The following is a 17,669-nucleotide window of genomic DNA, read 5'->3' on the forward strand; positions in this document are numbered from 1 at the left end:
ACCCAGACATGGGCAATATCAAACAAGACGCCATGCCGGTGATCCGCGATCTGCATGATTTCGACCGCGATTCCGGCAATCGGCTGGAGCGGCTGGTGTTCAACTACCGTCCGCTGTTCATGCTGTTGATGGCGCTGGCCACTCTGGTCTTCGGTTACATGGCCGCGACTCGGCTGGAGCTGCGTCCAAGTTTCGAGAAAATGATTCCGCAGAGCCAGCCCTACATCCAGAACTTCCTGGAAAACCGCCAGTCACTGCGAGGTTTGGGCAACTCGGTGCGGGTGGTGGTGGAGACCACTCAGGGCGATGTCTTCGACCCTGCTTACCTGGACGTGCTCAAACAGGTCAACGATCAATTGTTTCTCACCGAAGGCGTCGACCGCGCCTGGATGAAGTCGTTGTGGAGCCCGGCGGTGCGCTGGACCGAAGTGACGGAGGAAGGTTTCCAGGGTGGTCCGGTGATGCCCGATACCTACCAGGGCAAGCCTGAAGAAATAGAACAGTTGCGGCAGAACATTGCCCGTTCGGGCATCGTCGGCAGTTTGATCGGCAACAACTTCAAATCGAGCATGATCTTCGTGCCGCTGCTGGAGAAAGATCCAGTCACCGGGCAGGGCATCGACTACCACCAATTTTCGAAAACCCTCGAAGAAAAGCTGCGCAACAAATACGAGTTTGAAGGGGGTGCTCGCGTTGTGGGTGAGGAGGGCAAAGGCCCGATCAAAATCCGCGTCATCGGTTTCGCCAAACTGGTCGGCGACCTGATCGATGGCTTGATGCAAGTGATGCTGTATTTCGGCGCCGCCGCGCTGATTGCCACGGCCATCATTTTCTACTTCACCCGTTGTGTGCGCAGTACGGCACTGGTGATCCTCTGTTCCGTGATTGCAGTGGTCTGGCAATTGGGCCTGGTCGCACTGTTTGGTTTTGCGCTGGACCCGTTCTCGATTCTGGTGCCGTTTCTGGTGTTCGCCATCGGTGTGTCCCACGGCGCGCAGAAGATGAACGGGATCATGCAGGACGTTGGTCGCGGCACTCATCAATTGGTCGCTGCACGTTATACCTTCCGCCGTCTGTTCCTGGCGGGGCTGACGGCATTGCTGGCCGATGCCGTGGGCTTTGCCGTGTTGATGCTGATCGATATCCCGGTGATTCAGGACCTGGCGATCACCGCCAGCATCGGAGTCGCGGTGCTGATCTTCACCAACCTGGTGTTGCTGCCGGTGTTGCTGTCGTATTGGGGCGTGAGCCGCAAGGCGGCCGAGCGCAGCCTACGGGCAGAGAACAAGGAACTGCGCGGCAAAGGCATGGGGGCGCTCTGGAGTTTCCTCGATAAGTTCACCGAACGTCGCTGGGCCACCGTTGCCGTCGTTATCTCAGGTTTGTTGGCGGTGGGCGGGATGGTCGTCAGCCATCATCTGAAGATCGGCGACCTCGATCCCGGCGCCCCGGAACTGCGTTCCGATTCGCGCTACAACCGTGACAACGCTTACATCACGGCCAACTATTCGCTGTCCAGCGACCAGTTCGCGATCATGCTCAAGACCCCCAGCGAAGGCTGCTTGAAATACGAAACCCTGGTGGAAGCCGATCGTCTGGCCTGGCTGTTGCAGCAGCAACCAGGGGTGCAAACCACGGTGTCGCTGGTCAATGCAGTGCGCCAGATCACGGCGGGTTCCTATGAAGGCAACCCGAAAATGCTGACCATCGCGCGCAATCAGGACGTGCTCAACTACGGCGCGCAGCAGGCGTCGGTCAGCAGCCCGGATCTGTTCAACAATGATTGCTCGATGATGCCGATCATCACCTTCCTCAAGGACCACAAGGCCGAGACGCTCGATGCCGTGGTCGGCATCGCGGAAAAATTCGCCCGGGAGAACAACAGCGAAGATCGACAGTTCCTGTTGGCGGCCGGGTCGGCCGGGATTGAGGCGGCCACCAACATTGTGGTGCGCGAGGCCAATCGCACCATGCTGTTGTACGTCTATGCGGCGGTGACGCTGTTCTGTCTGATCACCTTCCGCTCGTGGGCCGCCACCCTGTGCATCGTGTTGCCGCTGGTACTGACCTCGGTGCTGGGCAACGCGCTGATGGCGTTCATGGGCATCGGCGTCAAGGTCGCGACGTTGCCGGTGATCGCCCTCGGCGTGGGGATTGGCGTGGATTACGCGTTGTACCTGTTGAGCGTACAACTGGCGCAGCAACGTGCCGGTTTGTCGCTGACCGAGGCCTACCGCAACGCCGTGGCGTTCACCGGGAAAGTGGTGGCGTTGGTCGGGATTACCCTCGCCGCCGGTGTCATCACCTGGGCCTGGTCGCCGATCAAGTTCCAGGCGGACATGGGCATCCTGCTGACGTTCATGTTCATCTGGAACATGGTCGGGGCGTTGGTGCTGATCCCGGCGTTGTCGCACTTTCTGTTGCGCAAGGTGCGATAGGCAACACCTGCATCACCAGCGAAACATTGGCAGCGGCTTGAGTGGCGCCGGCATGCCACATGCCCTGACCACTTCCGAGTAAGCCAACGATGTCTGATTACAAAGCTCCTTTGCGCGACATGCGCTTCGTACTCAACGAGGTCTTCCAGGTGTCCCGGTTGTGGGCCAAATTGCCTGGCCTTGGGGAGGTGATCGATGAAGAAACGGCCGCTGCGATCCTTGAAGAGGCTGGCAAAATCAGTGGTGAGGTTATCGCACCGCTGAACCGCAGCAGCGACGAGCAGGGCTGCACCTGGAGCAACGGCACGGTCACGGCGCCGGACGGTTTTGTCGCGGCGTACCAGGCATTCGCCGACGGCGGTTGGGTGGGTGTTGGTGGTGATCCGCAGTTCGGTGGCATGGGCATGCCCAAGGCCATTTCGGCTCAGGTCGAGGAGATGGTCAACTCGGCCAGTCTGTCGTTCGGCATGTACCCGGGGCTCACGCACGGTGCGATGTCGGCGATCCACGCCCACGGCACCGAGGTACAGAAAGCCACCTTCCTGAACAAACTCACCGCCGGCGAATGGACCGGCACCATGTGCCTGACCGAAGCCCACTGCGGCACCGACCTGGGGCTGATCAAGACCCGCGCCGTGCCCCAGGCGGACGGCAGTTACGCCGTCACCGGCAGCAAGATCTTCATCTCGGCCGGTGAGCATGACCTGAGCGCCAACATCATCCACCTGGTACTGGCCAAATTGCCGGATGCGCCGGCAGGCACCAAGGGCATCTCCTTGTTTATCGTGCCCAAGTTCCACGCGGATTCGGGGGAGCGCAACGCGGTGCACTGCGGCTCAATCGAGCACAAGATGGGCATCAAGGCTTCGGCCACCTGTGTAATGAACTTCGACGAAGCGGTGGGTTACCTGGTGGGTGAGCCCAACCGTGGGTTGGCGGCGATGTTCACCATGATGAACTACGAGCGGTTGGGGGTGGGTATCCAGGGCTTGGCGTCCGGCGAACGTTCCTACCAGAACGCGATTGACTATGCGCGCGACCGCCTGCAAAGCCGTTCGCCGACCGGCGCCAAGGCCAAGGATAAAGTGGCTGATCCGATCATCGTGCACCCGGACGTGCGCCGTATGCTGCTGACCATGAAGGCTTCGAACGAAGGCGGTCGTGCGTTCTCCACCTATGTGGCCACACAGTTGGACATCGCCAAGTTCAGCGAAGATGCCGCCGCCCGCGAGCGCGCCGACAACCTGGTGGCGTTGCTGACGCCAGTCGCCAAGGCCTTCCTCAGCGACTTGGGCCTGGAAACGACCGTGCTCGGCCAGCAAGTGTTTGGTGGCCACGGCTACATTCGCGAGTGGGGCCAGGAGCAACTGGTGCGGGACGTACGCATCACCCAGATCTACGAAGGCACCAACGGCATCCAGGCGCTGGACTTGATGGGCCGCAAGATTGTCGGCAGTGGCGGTGCGTTTTATACCCTGTTCGCCGACGAAATCCGTCAGTTCATCACCACGGCTGGCCCCGAGTTGGGCGAATTCACCCGTCCGCTCAGCGCGGCAGTGGATAACCTGGATGAATTGACTGCCTGGGTGCTGGACCGCGCCAAGGCCAACCCGAATGAAATCGGCGCGGCTTCGGTGGAGTACTTGCACGCCTTTGGCTACATGGCTTACGCCTACATGTGGGCGCGCATGGCCAAGGCGGCGTGGGGCAAGGAGTCTGAAGAAGACTTCTACGCCAGCAAGCTGGGCACCGCACGCTTCTACTTCGCCCGCCTGCTGCCACGTATTCATTCGCTGAGTGCATCGGTAAAAGCCGGCAGTGAATCACTGTTTTTGCTGGATGAAGCACTGTTTTAAGGGCTTGGAGGGCGTGTAAGCATTCTCTTACATGACGTGCTGCTATTCAATTCCGCCCGCCGACGGCGCTTATGCCTATCCCTTGCTGATCAAGCAATTGTTGCTCTCAGGTGTGCGCTACGAGCCGGGCCGGGAAATCGTGTATGCCGACAAACTGCGCTACAGCTACCAGACCCTCAACCAGCGGATCCGCCGACTGGCCAACGCCTTGACCGCTGCCGGCGTCAAGGCCGGGGATACGGTGGCCCTGCTCGACTGGGACAGCCATCGCTACCTGGAGTGCTTCTTTGCCATACCGATGATCGGCGCTGTGCTGCACACCGTGAACATCCGTCTTTCGCCGGATCAGGTGCTCTTCACCATGAACCATGCCGAGGATGACCTGGTGCTGGTGCATGATGATTTCCTGCCGCTGGTTGAACAGATTCACGGGCGGCTTGAAACCGTCAAAGGTTACCTGCAGCTCACGGACGACACAGCAACCGACACGTCGCTACCGGTGCTGGGGGAATATGAAAACCTGTTGTCCGGGGCCGCAGACCAATACGACTTTCCCGATTTCGATGAACACTCGGTGGCGACCCTTTTCTACACCACGGGCACCACTGGCGATCCTAAAGGCGTGTATTTCACCCATCGCCAACTGGTCCTGCACACCTTGAATGCCGTGGGCACTTTGGGCGTCTATCAGGGGTTGCCGCTGCTGCGCTCGGATGATGTCTACATGCCGATCACGCCGATGTTTCACGTGCATGCCTGGGGTGTGCCCTATGTTGCCACCCTGATGGGAATCAAGCAGGTGTACCCCGGTCGCTACGAACCCAACAGCCTGGTCAGGCTGTATCGGGAGGAGAAAGTCACGTTCTCCCACTGTGTGCCGACCCTTCTGCAAATGATCCTGGGCTGTGAGGAAGCGGCACACACCCGTTTTGATGGCTGGAAAATGCTCCTGGGCGGCAGCGCGCTGACCTTGGGCATAGCCAGCGAAGCGAACGCCAAAGGTATGCAGGTGCACAGCGGTTACGGCATGTCGGAAACCTGTCCATTGCTGTGCCTGACGTACCTGCGTGACGAAGACCTCGAACAATCCCCGCTAGCCCAACTGACTGCTCGTATCAAGACGGGCACGCCGGTGCCGATGGTCGACCTGAAAATCATCGACGCCAGTGGCAAAGACGTTGCCCATGACGGCGAGTCGCTGGGAGAGATCGTGGTGCGCGCGCCGTGGCTGACCCAGGGCTATTTGAAGGAACCGGAAAAGGGTGCAGAACTTTGGCGCGATGGCTGGCTGCACACCGGCGACATGGCTTCCATCGACGGGTTGGGCGGTGTGGAAATCAAGGATCGAATCAAGGACGTGATCAAGACAGGCGGGGAGTGGATCAGCTCCCTGGAACTGGAGAGCCTGATCAGCGAGCACGCCGCCGTGATGTCGGTCGCGGTCGTGGGCATCGCCGATGAGCAATGGGGCGAACGGCCCATGGCGCTGGTGGTGTCCGAACCGGGGCAGTACCTCGACCGCAAGATCCTGGAGACGCACCTGCAAGGGTTTGTCGAGCGCGGCCGCATCAACAAATGGGCGATCCCCAAGCAGTTCAAGTTCGTCGCCGAAATCCCCAAAACCAGCGTCGGGAAGATTGACAAGAAACTCATCCGGAAAAGCGTATCGAGTTGAAAGGCGTGGCGGGTGCAACAGGTCAGCGCCTTGGGCGCTGACACGTCTTGATTTCAGGGTTATTCGTCCTGTCACCAGGCCTGTGTTTTTACTATATTCGGTCCACATTTCGAACGTTCCATACGTCGACTTTCAGTCGCTCGGTGCGGAGCTCACGGTCCGCTGCGGGTATGTTACCAACCCGTTACGCCCGGACAATTCATGCCGCCCCTGACCCTTAGAAAAGATTACTTCCAGACCGATGCCATGGCGCTGCTGATCGCCTTGCTGGTCGCCTCTTTCGTCGTCGTGTTCAAATTCTTTACCAACTTGAGCGTGGCGACGACGGTCCTGTACGTGACCCTGGTGCTGATGTCCGCCAATGTGTTTTCGGTGAAACTGGTGATCTGCGTCGCTTTGGCGTGTCTGTCAGTGCTGACCTTCATTTTTATCGTCGAACGCGATTACCTGAACACTGAAGCCGTGGGGGCTTATGTGCGTTGTATCGTTTCGTTGTCTGCCATCACTTTTCTAGCCTTGCGCAGCAAGCAACTGGCGGACACGTTGCGTCGTAACGAGACTTATCTGGTGGGTGCCCAACGGCTCAGCCAGGTCGGCAGCGTCGGGTTTCGGGTCGACCGTTCAGAGATTTTCTGGTCGGCGGAGACCGCGAGGATCTTCGAGTACTCAGTGAAAGAAACCCCCAGCATGCTGAAGATTCTGGCGCGCACGCACCCCGATGACCGGCATTTGGTCGAAAGCGTTTTCGACCAGGTCTCGCATCATGAACCGCGCCTGGAAGTCGAGCATCGGTTGCAGATGCCGGATGGTCGCATCAAGTACATCCACATGATTGCTCACCCCTTGCCGGCTCAACATAACGGCTTCGAGTACGTCGGCGCGGTGATGGATGTCACGGCAGCCAGAAAGTCCGAAGACGCGCTGTTCCAATCACAGTCACAGCTGGCGCATGTCACGCGCGTGACCTCGCTGGGCGAACTGGCAGCGTCCATTGCTCACGAGGTCAATCAGCCACTTGCCGCGATCAGAACCAGCGGTGAAGCCTGTCATCGCTGGCTCGACCGCAGCGAACCTGATCTCGGTGAAGTGCGCACATCGCTTGACCGCATGATCAGCAGTTCCAACCGCGCCAGCGAAGTCATTCGGCGCATCCGCACGCTTTCGCGTAACGGCGACCCTGAACGTCAGCGTGAATCTTTCAACGAGATCGTCAGTGACACGCTGGCCCTGGTGCAATACGAACTGAGCCGCAACCATGTGAAGTTGCGTGTGGAGCTGGCCGTGATACCGGTGCACGTCGGCGCCGACCGGGTGCAGCTTCAGCAAGTGATCCTGAACCTGATCATCAATGCCTGTCAGGCAATGACCGAGGTGGATCCACGCACGCGGATATTGAAGATCCGCACGTGGGTGCATAACGACGATGCCATTCTGGAAGTCAGGGATTGTGGCACCGGTATCACAGCCGAGGCGTTGCCATCGTTGTTCAATCCGTTCTTCACCACCAAGGCTGACGGGCTGGGCATGGGGCTTTCCATCTGCCGCTCCATCATCGAGTTCCATGAGGGACGCATCTGGGCAACCAGCAATCAAGGTGAAGGGGCGGTGTTCTCGATCGCGTTGCCTGCGCTCAAAAGTGAGTGCTGAGCACCGGTGAATTCCAGGCAAAAAAACGCCCGCCAAAAAAAACAGTGGCGGGCGCTTGGGAAGTGCCGGTTCGGCAAGGAGAGAGCCGAACCGGTCAGGGAAGAACATTCAGATCAAACGGCGACGCCATAGCCTTGCGCGATCCCGTCGAGGCGCAAGCGGTTGAAAGCCAGCAATCGCATGACGTAACCCAGCTTGATCGCGGTCGGACCGAGAATCGTCATCGCATGGGCGCCTATCAGTTCGGGTAACTTCAGGTAGGCCTCACATCCATACGCCAGGATGATCCCGACCAACAGCATCACCAGCCCGCCGATCAGCAATAGGTGCGACAGCTTCAACACACGGTGCGGATTTTCGAAAAAGTCATACATGTCGGTCAGCCCCTGGTGGATGTCGTGAAGCACAATGAACGCTCGCAGCGTTGTCGTTCGCCGAGTTGCGGCTCGGTCTCCCGAGGCCGCGAGCGCTCATTGTGAAGAGGTTCAGGCCACTGGAATCAACGGATCGGCAGCAGCCAGCGCAGTCGCGCGATCAGCCGCCGGCGGATAAATCCACACGGTGTTGATCTGGGTCTTGAGCTCCTTGGCCTCATGCCCGACCAGTTTCAATTGACGATCCCAGCCTTCGGTGAATACCGCGCCCCAGGCGCCTAGGTCCAGGCAGGTCACGTACTTGGGCTGGCTGTAGGTTATCGGTTCGACGCCCAGCAAATCCGCCGCGACGTTATTGCCGGCATAGCGGCCCAGGGAAATGGCGTGCTGGCAGGACATCCCGGCGAAGTTGCCAAGGGTGTCGGTGGCGGCGTACGCCACGTCACCCGCGGCGAAAACGTCGGCATGGCCCAGCACCTTCAGGTTGCCGTCGACGTGCAGACGGCCTTGCGGGTCGCGAGTGCCCACCACTTGTTCGGTGAGCGGGCTGGCGCGAAAGCCGACGGTCCAGATCACGGTGTTGGATTCAATGCGCTGGCCGTCGGCGAGCGTCACGCCGCCGGCATCGACCGACGCGACCGAGCTGTTGAGCACCCATTCGATACCCAGGTGGTTCGACGCTTCGATGATGGATGGACGAATACCATCGCCCATCGAGGCGGCAATTTGCGGTCCGCGATCCACCACGATGACTCTGATGGAGGCATCGCTACCCAGCGCGGCACGCAAACGGGCGGGCATTTCGGTGGCCGTTTCAATCCCGGTAAAGCCACCACCGGCGACCACCACAGTGTTACGGGCGGTGCTGTACGGAAGGTTTTTCAGTGACTTGATGTGGGCTTCAAGACGGCTGGCTTCTTCGATCTGGTCGACGTCGAAAGCGTGTTCGATCATGCCTTCAAGCGCTGGACGAATCACGCGGCTGCCAGCGGCGAGCACCAGTCGGTCGTAGCTCAGCGTGCCTTGGGTACCAAACACATCGCTGTAGGCGACTTGCTTGTTTTCCACATCAATATGATCAGCGCTGCCTTTGACGAATTTCACGCCCACAGCGTCGAACAGGTCGCCGAGCGGCGCCATCATGGTGTGGACATCCGCTTCATAGAAGCGCGGACGGATGCGCAATTCTGCCTGGGGAGCCAAAACGGTGATCTGCACGTCTTTACGGTCATGTTTGTCTAACAGACGGGCAGCGCTCAATGCGCTCCACACACCACCAAACCCTGCGCCGATTACTAAAATGTTCTGTTTCATGGGGTTGCTCCTGAAGACAAAAGTCGATCATTGAAGGGTTTGTCGGTTTAAGCGTGACCGTGATGCGGCTTGATCCAGGTGCGTGGCTTCAATGGAAAACCGCAACACTTAATCCGGCTTGGTTCGCTGTAGGAGATGGTATCGAGGGGGGATGGGCAGGGCACTTCTACATAGGGTAATTTGCGACACGCCTAAGTGTGGGGTGTGTATACCAAGGTATTAAAGCAAGGGAGCGTCGACGCTCAGGCCTTGCGATCGAGGATGTCTTCGAGGCAGGCCATCAGCTCGCCGCAGGGGAAGGGCTTGGGGAAATAAGCGACGGGCTCGGGGGATCTGTCGCTGACCCGGGGCGGCGAGCCTTGGTAGCCGGTGATGAAGATGACCGGCATCCTGATCCCCCTGGCCGATAACTCGTCATACATTTGAATGCCTGACATGCCGGGCATTTGTATATCGGAGATGAGGCAGCCGGTGTCTTGCGTCCCGGTGGCGGCGAGGAACGCTTCGGCGGTGGCATACACCCGCACGGTATAACCGTTGGAGCGCAACAGACTGTCGAGCGCCATGCGCACGGACTCATCATCGTCGACAACGGAAACAACAGCGGTATGGGGCATTTCAATCCCTGGACTGATATCAGGCAGCCCATCAAGGGCGCCCGCCATCAGCGCAAGATACGCCGTCCACCCGGGGGACGTACTATACGTGCGTATAAAGCCTTACTGAGAACGATCGACGCCAAGTGCTTGCGCCATTCGTACCAGATCGGCGAAGGAGCGGGCGAACATCTTGCGCATGGCCTGACCACGGTGAATCTTTACCGTGATTTCGCTCAGGCCGATCTCTCCCGCAATCTGTTTGTTCATCAGCCCCGAGGCCGCCAGCGCCATGACGGTTTGCTCGCGCGGTGTGAGTGTCGCGTAGCGGCTGCGCAACTCCTCATTGCCACGTTCGGATTCGCGGCGCAGTTTGTCTCGGGCATGCGCGGCGGAAACGGCATCAATCAAATCCTGCTCGCGGAACGGTTTGGCCAGAAAATCCACGGCGCCTGCCTTCATGGCCCGGACCGTCATGGCGATGTCGCCGTGGCCGGTCATGAAGACGATCGGCACGTTGATATTGGCGGCCACCAACTCATTCTGGAAATCCAGCCCGCTGGTACCTTGCAGTCGCACATCCAGCACCAGGCAGCTGGGGATGTCGGGGCGGGCGTAGTTCATGAACTCGGTAACCGTGCCAAACAGCGCCACCTGTAATCCGATGGAGCGCAACAGGCTGCCGAGTGCTTCGCGCAGCGGGGCGTCATCATCGACGATATAGACCAGCGGCTCATGGTTCACGACTTTGTTCATAGGGTGATGTTCGTTCATGAGGCATCCATAGAGAGCAGTAATCCTGATTCAAGCGAAATGTTCTGCGTCAAAGCAATTTAGTCCGATTCGCATTGGGAGAGAAGCGGTAGCGCGAATTTGAATGACGCGCCATGCCCGACTGTACTGGTTACCCAGATCCGTCCCCCATGGAAATCGATGATTGAGCGGCAGATGGAAAGCCCCATGCCCAACCCGCGTTCCTTGGTGGTGAAGAATGGGTTGAACAATGAAGACAAAACGTCGGGCGCGATGCCCCAACCCTGGTCCGCCACTTCCACCACGGCCTCATCATCCGTTGCCCACGTGCGCACCTGCAGAAAACGGTCGCCAACCTTGACCCCGTCCATTGCGTGGCAGGCATTGACGACCAGATTGATGATGACTTGCTGCAATTGCACCCGGTCCGCATGCACGTAGTTCGAGTGCTCCGGGAGCTCGACTTTCAAGCTGATCTTGTGCAGGGCCAGCTCATGCTGGACCAGGCCAAGCGTCTGGCTGACGATGTCCTCCAGCGACTCGCGCTGTCGCAGTGGATCGGATTTGCGCGCCAGCGCGATGATTCGGCGGATGACATCGCTGGCGTGGCACGAACTGGCGATGATGCGATCAAGCGATTGCAGGGCTTCGTTCTGATCCGGCACTGGGCGATCAAGCCAGCGCCGACACGCTTCGCCGCTGCTGGTGATCGCCGTCAGTGGCTGGTTCACTTCATGGGCAATGGAAGCAGCAAGCTCACCGAGTGAAGTGACGCGCGTGACATGTGCCAATTGCGCCTGCATGCCGAACAGCGCCGTCTCGGCTTCCTTGCTGGCGGTGATGTCCATCAGCGCGCCAATGTATTCACAACGGTCCTGCTGTTCGAAGAGTGGGCTGGCAATCATATGTACATGCTTGATGCGCCCGTCGGGCATCAGCAGTCGGTGCTGGATTTCGAGCAGCCGCTCATGGCGCGCTGCTTTGGCAAACACCTCCTGCACCAAGGGCAGATCGTCGGGATGAGTCCGCGCCAGAACCATCGCCGCCGTCGGATGTTGGGTCAGGGGGTATTCGAAAATCCGCGCCGATTCGTCGGACCAGCTCATTGCTTCGTCGTCACCGCAGAAACCGACGCTGCCGGTTTGGCTCAAGCGCTGCGCGCCGATCAGGTACAGCTCGTTATGGCGCAGCCGGTCCGCGGCGTGTTTGCTGCGCAGGGCGAGAAAGGTGATTGCCGAGAGCGCCGTCAGGCACCGGAAAAAACCAGTGGTCGACTCCCAGCGTTCATAACCTCCGTTGTAAAAATACGTGGCTGTCAGCAGCACTATGCACATTAGTGCAATGTTGATCACCACGTTAATGGAGAACAGATTGGCCGCCATCAACAACAAGGTGATGTAAAGAATCGTCGGGGCGAAGTCGGATCGGGTTTCGGAGTTGATCACCAGGATGCCGATGACCACCACCAGGCCGACCAGCCAACCCAATGCGTTGATCAGTGGATTGGGACTGATGCTGGAGGCCGCGTCAACGGTCCTCGTGTCGGAGGTGCGCGGCGTGGCGGCGAATAAGTTGAAGAAAAATGGCGACGATTTGCGCGCAGTAGCTGACCTGTTGTTTTTCATCGTGGTCATGCATTCCTGATGTCATGGGGGCGGAGCATGGATGCCTATCGTAAAAGCAATGGTTTCCATCTAATAGGACATAAACCCCTGAAATACCGCCAAGTGCGCGCGCGTAGTATTCCCGCGCTCCCGCTCATGCCCCCTCCCTATACTCAAGTATCGAACGCTAGACGCATGGATGAATGCGCTGTCCTCAGGTACGACAGACGTTCTGCGGCCACTTGCATAACCTGTTCATACACCGCGCATCGCTGCTCCGATTGCTTGAAGGGGCGAGGTGACACCGCATCCTTTAACCTCAATGACCTGATGGTCGGGCGGTTTCCATGATGAACAGAAATGACCTGCGTCGTGCTGACATCAATCTGCTGGTGGTTTTCGAGTCGATGATGCACGAACGAAATGTCAGTCGTGTCGGCGAGAAGCTGTTTCTGGGCCAGCCCACCATCAGCAGCGCCCTGGGGCGTTTGCGCTTGATGTTTGACGACCCGCTGTTCATCCGGTCCGGTCGGGTCATGGAGCCTACCTCCCGTGCGGAAGAGATCTTTTCCAACCTTGCGCCAGCACTGGACGGCATTGCGGCGGCCCTGAGTCGTTGCCAGGCCTTCGATCCGGCGACCAGCGAAGCAACCTTTCATGTCGGTCTCTCGGATGATGTCGAATACGCGCTGCTGCCGACACTGCTGCGCCGCCTGCGGACAGAGGCGCCGAACATGACGCTGGTGGTGCGCCGAGCGGATCACTGGCAGATGCCGCAGCTGTTGACTTCAGGGGACATCTCCCTGGGCATCAGTCACACCCTTGAGCTGCCGGCCAATGCCCGGCGCAAAACGCTGCGCTCGATTCGCCCGATGCTGTTGCGCGCCGATTCGCAGGCCGGTGAATTGGGGTTGGACGAATTCTGCCGACGCCCACATGCCGTGGTGTCGTCGATGGGCAATGTCATTGAAGACGCGGACAGCGCGCTGAGTCACCTGGGCCGTCATCGCAAGGTCGTGTTGACCGTGCCGCAATTCAGCGCGTTGCCGGTGCTCTTGGCCAACAGCGACATGATTGCCATCGTCCCGGACTACATTGCCCGGTCCATGGCCTTGATCGGTGGCCTGAGGGCCGAAGTAGCGCCGCTCGAACTGCCGCAGCAGGAACTTTCAATGGTCTGGCGCGGAGCGACGCACAACGACCCCGCCGAACGCTGGTTGCGCTCGCGCTGCAGCGCGTTTCTGGCTGAGCAGGATGGAACGCTCTGCCGCCCGGCGTCGGCCGAGGCCTTCACTTACGCCGTTGCCTGAGACGATCCAGACTTCCGGGAAGAAATAATGCTCATGTTCTTGCAAGAACACCCGCTGATTATCGGTGCCGTCCTGATGCTGCTGGACTTGTCACTGTGGCACTGCCTGGACGCCACCCAACCTGTGTTGCGGATCTGTTCACGAATGGTGTTGTTTGTGGCGTTCTCTTGGGTATTGATGGCAGCCGGCATCAGCCCGTTGCAGCCACCGCTGTGGCCTGACGACGCCATTCTGAATCTGGCGGCGACCGTTCTGGGCATCGCCTGGTGGCTGTTTGCGGCCAGGACGTTGACGGTGGTTCTGGGCAATGGCCTGACCTCGCGCGAAGGGCACACCGCACGCTTGTTGCATGACGTGATGGGGGCTGGCGTTTTCCTGATCGCCATCGTCGGCGCTGCGGCGTATGTCTTGCAGTTGCCGGTCAAAGGGTTGCTGGCGACTTCCGGGGCGATGGCGATCATTGTCGGCCTTGCGTTGCAGAGCACCTTGAGTGATGTGTTTTCCGGCATTGTGCTCAACACCACCAAGCCATACGACCTGGACGACTGGATTTCCATCGACGGCATTGAAGGCAAAGTGGTGGAAATTGACTGGCGTTCCACCCACCTGCTGACCGATCTGGGCAGTATGGCCGTCGTGCCCAACTCACTGGCGGCGAAAACCAAAATCCTCAATTTCAGCCGTCCCGGCAATGTGCACGGGGTCGTTGTGATCATCGCGATTCCCAGTCATGTGCGCCCACGGCGGGCCATGGACGCGCTGGAAAAAGCCTTGCAGGGCACCCGCGCCTTGCTCCCCGGATTCAAGCCGAAAGTGTCGGTGAAAAGCTCACACCTGGAATACAACGAATACGAACTCAAAGGCTTTATCGAATCGATTTCGCACAAGACCGAAGTGCGCAACCTGATGTTCGACCTCGCGCATCGGCACCTCGAAGCGGCGGGGGTGACGTGGCTTTCAGAACCGGCCGTTCAGGCATGGAGCCGGCCACGACGCTTGCTGGAAGACGTGAGAGTGTTCCGGTCGTTGAGCATGGAAGACCGTGACCGACTCGCCGACCACATGACGGCCGTGGACTATCAGGCCGATCAAGTGATTCTTGCGTTCGAAGAAATCGCCGACTGCCTCATGCTCATCAGTACCGGGGTGATCTCAGCGTCGATCCATGATGGCGAGCGTTTCATCGAAGCCGGACGCCTGGGCCCGGGCGAAGTCATGGGCGAGGAGGGCATCCTCGCGCAAGGACGCTCAAGAGCGGAATTTCGCAGCCTCACCAGCGGGCGTCTGTTCCGCATCGAGAAGGCCATGCTCGGCTCGCAATTGGAACACCACAGCGACCTGCAGCTCGCGCTGGATAATTTGCAGCACCAGCGCGAGGAGATTCGTGAGTCGGTGGTTGCGAAAAAAACGCCGCACATCAAGCGCAGCGGCTTACTCGGCTGGCTGCAGAAAAAACGCCTGCCGTCAGCGTGAGAAGCGGCTGCGGTATTCCCGAGGCGAAATCGAGAGGTGGCGGTGGAAGGTGTAGCGCATGCGCTCCTCATCGCCGAAACCGCACAACTGCGCGATCTGGTCGATGTTGCGCTGAGAGTCTTCGAGCATCCGCCGTGCAGCTTCCATGCGAAACAGCTCAAGTGCCTTCGCCGGTGTCCGTCCCACCTTGCGTTTGTAGACGCGGGAGAAGTTGCGCGGACTCATCTGGGCTTGTCGAGCCAGTGCTTCAACCGTCAGGCTGGCATCGCTGAGGTTCGCGCTGATCCACAGGTGCAAATCGTCGAAGCCGGCGCTGTCGTCCGTTTGAGATTGCAGCAGTTGGCTGAACTGCGCCTGACCACCGGGGCGCTTGAGAAATACCACCAGTTCCCGAGCCACCTGCAACGCGACCTCACGACCGCAATCGGCCTCGACCAACGCCAGCGCCATGTCGATGCCGGTGGTGACCCCGGCCGATGTCCAGACAGTTCCTTGCTGGACAAAAATCGCATCGATGTCGACATCAATCGTCGGGAAACCGCTCTTGAGCATGTCGCACATTGCCCAGTGCGTGGCGGCACGCAGGCCTTCAAGTAGCCCTGCCTGGGCGAGCAGAAATGTGCCGCTGCACACCGAGGCCGTGCGTTTGGCCTTGACCGACGCCTCGCGCAACCAATTCACCAGGTCGACGCTGTCAATCATGGCCTGACGGATGTTCGGCGCTCCGGGCACGATCAGCGTATCGATCGCCATCCCGTTGAGTGAATGCAGGGCTGTGGTGTGGACCGACAGGCCTTCGGCGGTAGCGATCAATCCACCGTCGTGGCTTGCCGTGTGCAGCGAGTAGCCTGGCAGACCGCGTTCGGCCATGGCTTTGGAGGCGGCCCAGAACACGGTTTGCGCGCCGGTCAGGTCAAGCAAGCCCATCTGGGGGTACGCCAGGAACACCAGGCTGCGCGGCTGAGAGAGTGATTCATGGAGCGGGGCGGTGTCGTGAACAATGGAATTCATGGCTGCGTCGAGACTCGGTTATCGCTGTTATTGGCGATGAAGGGGTTTGACTGGCGCGACTGAAATAAGCCGGTATTGAAAACCTGTCAAGTTTTCGCGATCACTCAATCTGCGAATGGTTATACGCAGGAGCAGGCCCCGTTTTCCTGGCCGTAATTCAGGGTTATATGTCATATCGAATAACGGTGCCAATCGATAATATTTCCTGTTAGTCGACGATTCGTAACCGAATTCACTAAGCGACTAAGAACTAAAAAGATATCGCCCAAAACCTGTCTGGCTGTTTCTTTTCAGGGTTGGCAAAAACTGACGTTTGTTATGTAGAGCGCTGTCTTCACCAGGGCGCTCTCCCTGAATTTCCCCAGCATTCGCCAAGAGATCCGTTGTCATGGTCGATCAGTCACTACGCCTGAAATTTCGCCAGCCGTTGCTGGTGATCATGATCACTTTCGAATTGATGTTGAGCGGCTGCGGCTCGCTCCGCCGCCCGATGATTGATACGGTTTCCACCCCGCAGCCGACTCGCGAATTCGCGTCGTTGAATCGCTTCCGTTTTGTGGCCGATAACGCGCAGCAATCCATGGCGTTCATGCAAGCCTGGGAGGCGGATCGCAAAAAGGCCGGGAGAACGAGCATCACTGCGCTGGCGATCTCCGGGGGAGGGGCCAATGGCGCGTTTGGCGCTGGGGTTCTGGTGGGCTGGAGTCGCAGTGGCACCCGCCCTGATTTCGATCTCGTGACCGGCGTCAGCACCGGTGCGTTGATCGCGCCACTGGCCTTTGCCGGGAAATACTGGGACCCGCGCCTGATTCGGGGTTACCGCAATGTCGGTGCGACGCAATTGACCGAGCGCGGCCTGGGCATGCTGGCGCGACCCTCGCTTTACAGTGGTGAACCGCTTGCAGCGATCATTGAGCACTACACCAGTGCGGCGTTGTTGCACGCCGTGGCGGATCAGCACCGTCTGGGTCGCCGTCTGCTGGTGGCGACCACCAACCTCGATACCCAGGAAACGCACATCTGGGACATGGGGGCCATTGCGCTGTCCGCTCAAGAACCCGGAAACGAACACCAGGCGCTGGCGCTGTTTCGCACGATCATGACCGCTTCAGCCAGCGTCCCGGGGATTTTTCCGCCGATACCGATTGCTGATGGTAATACCTCGGAGATCCATGCCGATGGCGGAGTCAATGTGCCTTTCCTGCTGTTGCCGGAAGCGTTGGTGCAGTGGCAGATCAATCAGCCGAGCCTGATGCCGGGCAAGATTTTCATCATCATCAACGCGCCGATGGCACCCCGTAACAATCAATTGAGTGGCGGTGCCGTCGCTATCATGGGACGTTCGTTCGACTCGTTGAGCCGCGCCAACCTGCGCATGCACGTTGCGATGGCCACGGCGTTTGCCCATCGCCATCACGTACAGCTCCGGTATGCGGCGCTGCCATCCGATCTGGATACAGATCCACTGGATTTCGAGGCCGCGCGCATGGCCGGTCTGTTCGACTTGGGTGTCGCCCGTTATACCGACCTGACACAAGGCCTCAGCGACGCCCCTCTGGCTGAAAGCGTGCCCTGAGCATCGAAGCTCATAAGATCAATGGTTGGGGACTTTGTCCGA

The 17,669-nt window shown here is 59.2% G+C and carries 13 protein-coding genes; 7 read left to right on the forward strand and 6 right to left on the reverse strand.

Features of this window, described 5'->3' with window-relative positions:
* Positions 1–8 precede the first annotated feature (8 nt).
* The 4 genes from B7L09_RS28890 to B7L09_RS28905 all read left to right on the forward strand — a co-directional run bounded on the left by B7L09_RS28890 (position 9) and on the right by B7L09_RS28905 (position 7,616).
* Positions 9–2,438, forward strand: a complete 2,430-nt coding sequence (locus B7L09_RS28890) for an efflux RND transporter permease subunit (protein ID WP_094471664.1) — start codon at positions 9–11, stop codon at positions 2,436–2,438.
* An 89-nt stretch (positions 2,439–2,527) separates the two neighbouring features.
* Positions 2,528–4,294 carry an acyl-CoA dehydrogenase C-terminal domain-containing protein gene (locus B7L09_RS28895; RefSeq protein WP_094471665.1) on the forward strand — a complete coding sequence of 589 codons (1,767 nt, stop codon included), beginning with the start codon at positions 2,528–2,530 and terminating at the stop codon, positions 4,292–4,294.
* A 31-nt stretch (positions 4,295–4,325) separates the two neighbouring features.
* Complete coding sequence (locus tag B7L09_RS28900) at positions 4,326–5,969, forward strand: fatty acid--CoA ligase (protein ID WP_094471666.1); 1,644 nt, start codon at positions 4,326–4,328, stop codon at positions 5,967–5,969.
* A gap of 201 nt (positions 5,970–6,170) precedes the next feature.
* Positions 6,171–7,616, forward strand: coding sequence for a sensor histidine kinase (locus B7L09_RS28905; protein ID WP_010455821.1), 1,446 nt, complete (start codon positions 6,171–6,173; stop codon positions 7,614–7,616).
* Between the two features lie 113 nt (positions 7,617–7,729).
* On the opposite strand, the gene B7L09_RS28910 is transcribed toward B7L09_RS28905, so the two are convergent.
* The 5 genes from B7L09_RS28910 to B7L09_RS28930 all read right to left on the reverse strand — a co-directional run bounded on the left by B7L09_RS28910 (position 7,730) and on the right by B7L09_RS28930 (position 12,287).
* Entirely contained in the window at positions 7,730–7,990 is a 261-nt protein-coding gene (locus B7L09_RS28910) for a hypothetical protein (protein WP_010455820.1), read from the reverse strand.
* A gap of 111 nt (positions 7,991–8,101) precedes the next feature.
* The gene (locus B7L09_RS28915) at positions 8,102–9,304 is read right to left on the reverse strand and encodes an NAD(P)/FAD-dependent oxidoreductase (RefSeq protein ID WP_010455816.1); all 1,203 of its coding nucleotides are present in this window, start codon (positions 9,302–9,304) and stop codon (positions 8,102–8,104) included.
* Positions 9,305–9,546: 242 nt separating this feature from the next.
* Positions 9,547–9,921: a response regulator transcription factor gene (locus B7L09_RS28920; protein ID WP_042933056.1), complete on the reverse strand. Its 375-nt coding sequence runs from the start codon at positions 9,919–9,921 to the stop codon at positions 9,547–9,549.
* Positions 9,922–10,023: 102 nt separating this feature from the next.
* Positions 10,024–10,674 carry a response regulator transcription factor gene (locus tag B7L09_RS28925; RefSeq protein WP_042932731.1) on the reverse strand — a complete coding sequence of 217 codons (651 nt, stop codon included), beginning with the start codon at positions 10,672–10,674 and terminating at the stop codon, positions 10,024–10,026.
* A gap of 59 nt (positions 10,675–10,733) precedes the next feature.
* Positions 10,734–12,287 carry a sensor histidine kinase gene (locus B7L09_RS28930; protein ID WP_081854003.1) on the reverse strand — a complete coding sequence of 518 codons (1,554 nt, stop codon included), beginning with the start codon at positions 12,285–12,287 and terminating at the stop codon, positions 10,734–10,736.
* Between the two features lie 317 nt (positions 12,288–12,604).
* Here B7L09_RS28930 and B7L09_RS28935 point away from each other — a divergent pair, with 317 nt between their 5' ends.
* Positions 12,605–13,567: a LysR family transcriptional regulator gene (locus B7L09_RS28935; RefSeq protein ID WP_049870754.1), complete on the forward strand. Its 963-nt coding sequence runs from the start codon at positions 12,605–12,607 to the stop codon at positions 13,565–13,567.
* A gap of 27 nt (positions 13,568–13,594) precedes the next feature.
* Positions 13,595–15,040 carry a mechanosensitive ion channel family protein gene (locus B7L09_RS28940; RefSeq protein ID WP_042932733.1) on the forward strand — a complete coding sequence of 482 codons (1,446 nt, stop codon included), beginning with the start codon at positions 13,595–13,597 and terminating at the stop codon, positions 15,038–15,040.
* Here B7L09_RS28940 and B7L09_RS28945 read toward each other — a convergent pair.
* Positions 15,032–16,051: a GlxA family transcriptional regulator gene (locus B7L09_RS28945; RefSeq protein WP_010455806.1), complete on the reverse strand. Its 1,020-nt coding sequence runs from the start codon at positions 16,049–16,051 to the stop codon at positions 15,032–15,034. The genes B7L09_RS28940 and B7L09_RS28945 overlap by 9 nt on opposite strands.
* Before the next feature lie 388 nt (positions 16,052–16,439).
* Between B7L09_RS28945 and B7L09_RS28950 the strand changes: the two genes are divergently transcribed.
* Positions 16,440–17,627 (forward strand): patatin-like phospholipase family protein, encoded by a 1,188-nt coding sequence (locus tag B7L09_RS28950; RefSeq protein WP_010455805.1) that lies wholly within the window; start codon positions 16,440–16,442, stop codon positions 17,625–17,627.
* Positions 17,628–17,669: the final 42 nt, after the last annotated feature.

Origin of the sequence: Pseudomonas mandelii (genome assembly GCF_002251635.1) — a bacterium.
In the GTDB taxonomy this organism is placed as follows: domain Bacteria; phylum Pseudomonadota; class Gammaproteobacteria; order Pseudomonadales; family Pseudomonadaceae; genus Aquipseudomonas; species Aquipseudomonas mandelii_B.

What these genes read in the sequence shown, in the direction of transcription:
- B7L09_RS28890 (WP_094471664.1), top strand. Translation starts at nt 9, where the DNA reads ATGGGCAATATCAAACAAGACGCCATGCCGGTGATCCGCGATCTGCAT.
- B7L09_RS28895 (WP_094471665.1), top strand. Translation starts at nt 2,528, where the DNA reads ATGTCTGATTACAAAGCTCCTTTGCGCGACATGCGCTTCGTACTCAAC.
- B7L09_RS28900 (WP_094471666.1), top strand. Translation starts at nt 4,326, where the DNA reads ATGACGTGCTGCTATTCAATTCCGCCCGCCGACGGCGCTTATGCCTAT.
- B7L09_RS28905 (WP_010455821.1), top strand. Translation starts at nt 6,171, where the DNA reads ATGCCGCCCCTGACCCTTAGAAAAGATTACTTCCAGACCGATGCCATG.
- B7L09_RS28910 (WP_010455820.1), bottom strand. Translation starts at nt 7,990, where the DNA reads ATGTATGACTTTTTCGAAAATCCGCACCGTGTGTTGAAGCTGTCGCAC.
- B7L09_RS28915 (WP_010455816.1), bottom strand. Translation starts at nt 9,304, where the DNA reads ATGAAACAGAACATTTTAGTAATCGGCGCAGGGTTTGGTGGTGTGTGG.
- B7L09_RS28920 (WP_042933056.1), bottom strand. Translation starts at nt 9,921, where the DNA reads ATGCCCCATACCGCTGTTGTTTCCGTTGTCGACGATGATGAGTCCGTG.
- B7L09_RS28925 (WP_042932731.1), bottom strand. Translation starts at nt 10,674, where the DNA reads ATGAACGAACATCACCCTATGAACAAAGTCGTGAACCATGAGCCGCTG.
- B7L09_RS28930 (WP_081854003.1), bottom strand. Translation starts at nt 12,287, where the DNA reads ATGACCACGATGAAAAACAACAGGTCAGCTACTGCGCGCAAATCGTCG.
- B7L09_RS28935 (WP_049870754.1), top strand. Translation starts at nt 12,605, where the DNA reads ATGATGAACAGAAATGACCTGCGTCGTGCTGACATCAATCTGCTGGTG.
- B7L09_RS28940 (WP_042932733.1), top strand. Translation starts at nt 13,595, where the DNA reads ATGCTCATGTTCTTGCAAGAACACCCGCTGATTATCGGTGCCGTCCTG.
- B7L09_RS28945 (WP_010455806.1), bottom strand. Translation starts at nt 16,051, where the DNA reads ATGAATTCCATTGTTCACGACACCGCCCCGCTCCATGAATCACTCTCT.
- B7L09_RS28950 (WP_010455805.1), top strand. Translation starts at nt 16,440, where the DNA reads ATGGTCGATCAGTCACTACGCCTGAAATTTCGCCAGCCGTTGCTGGTG.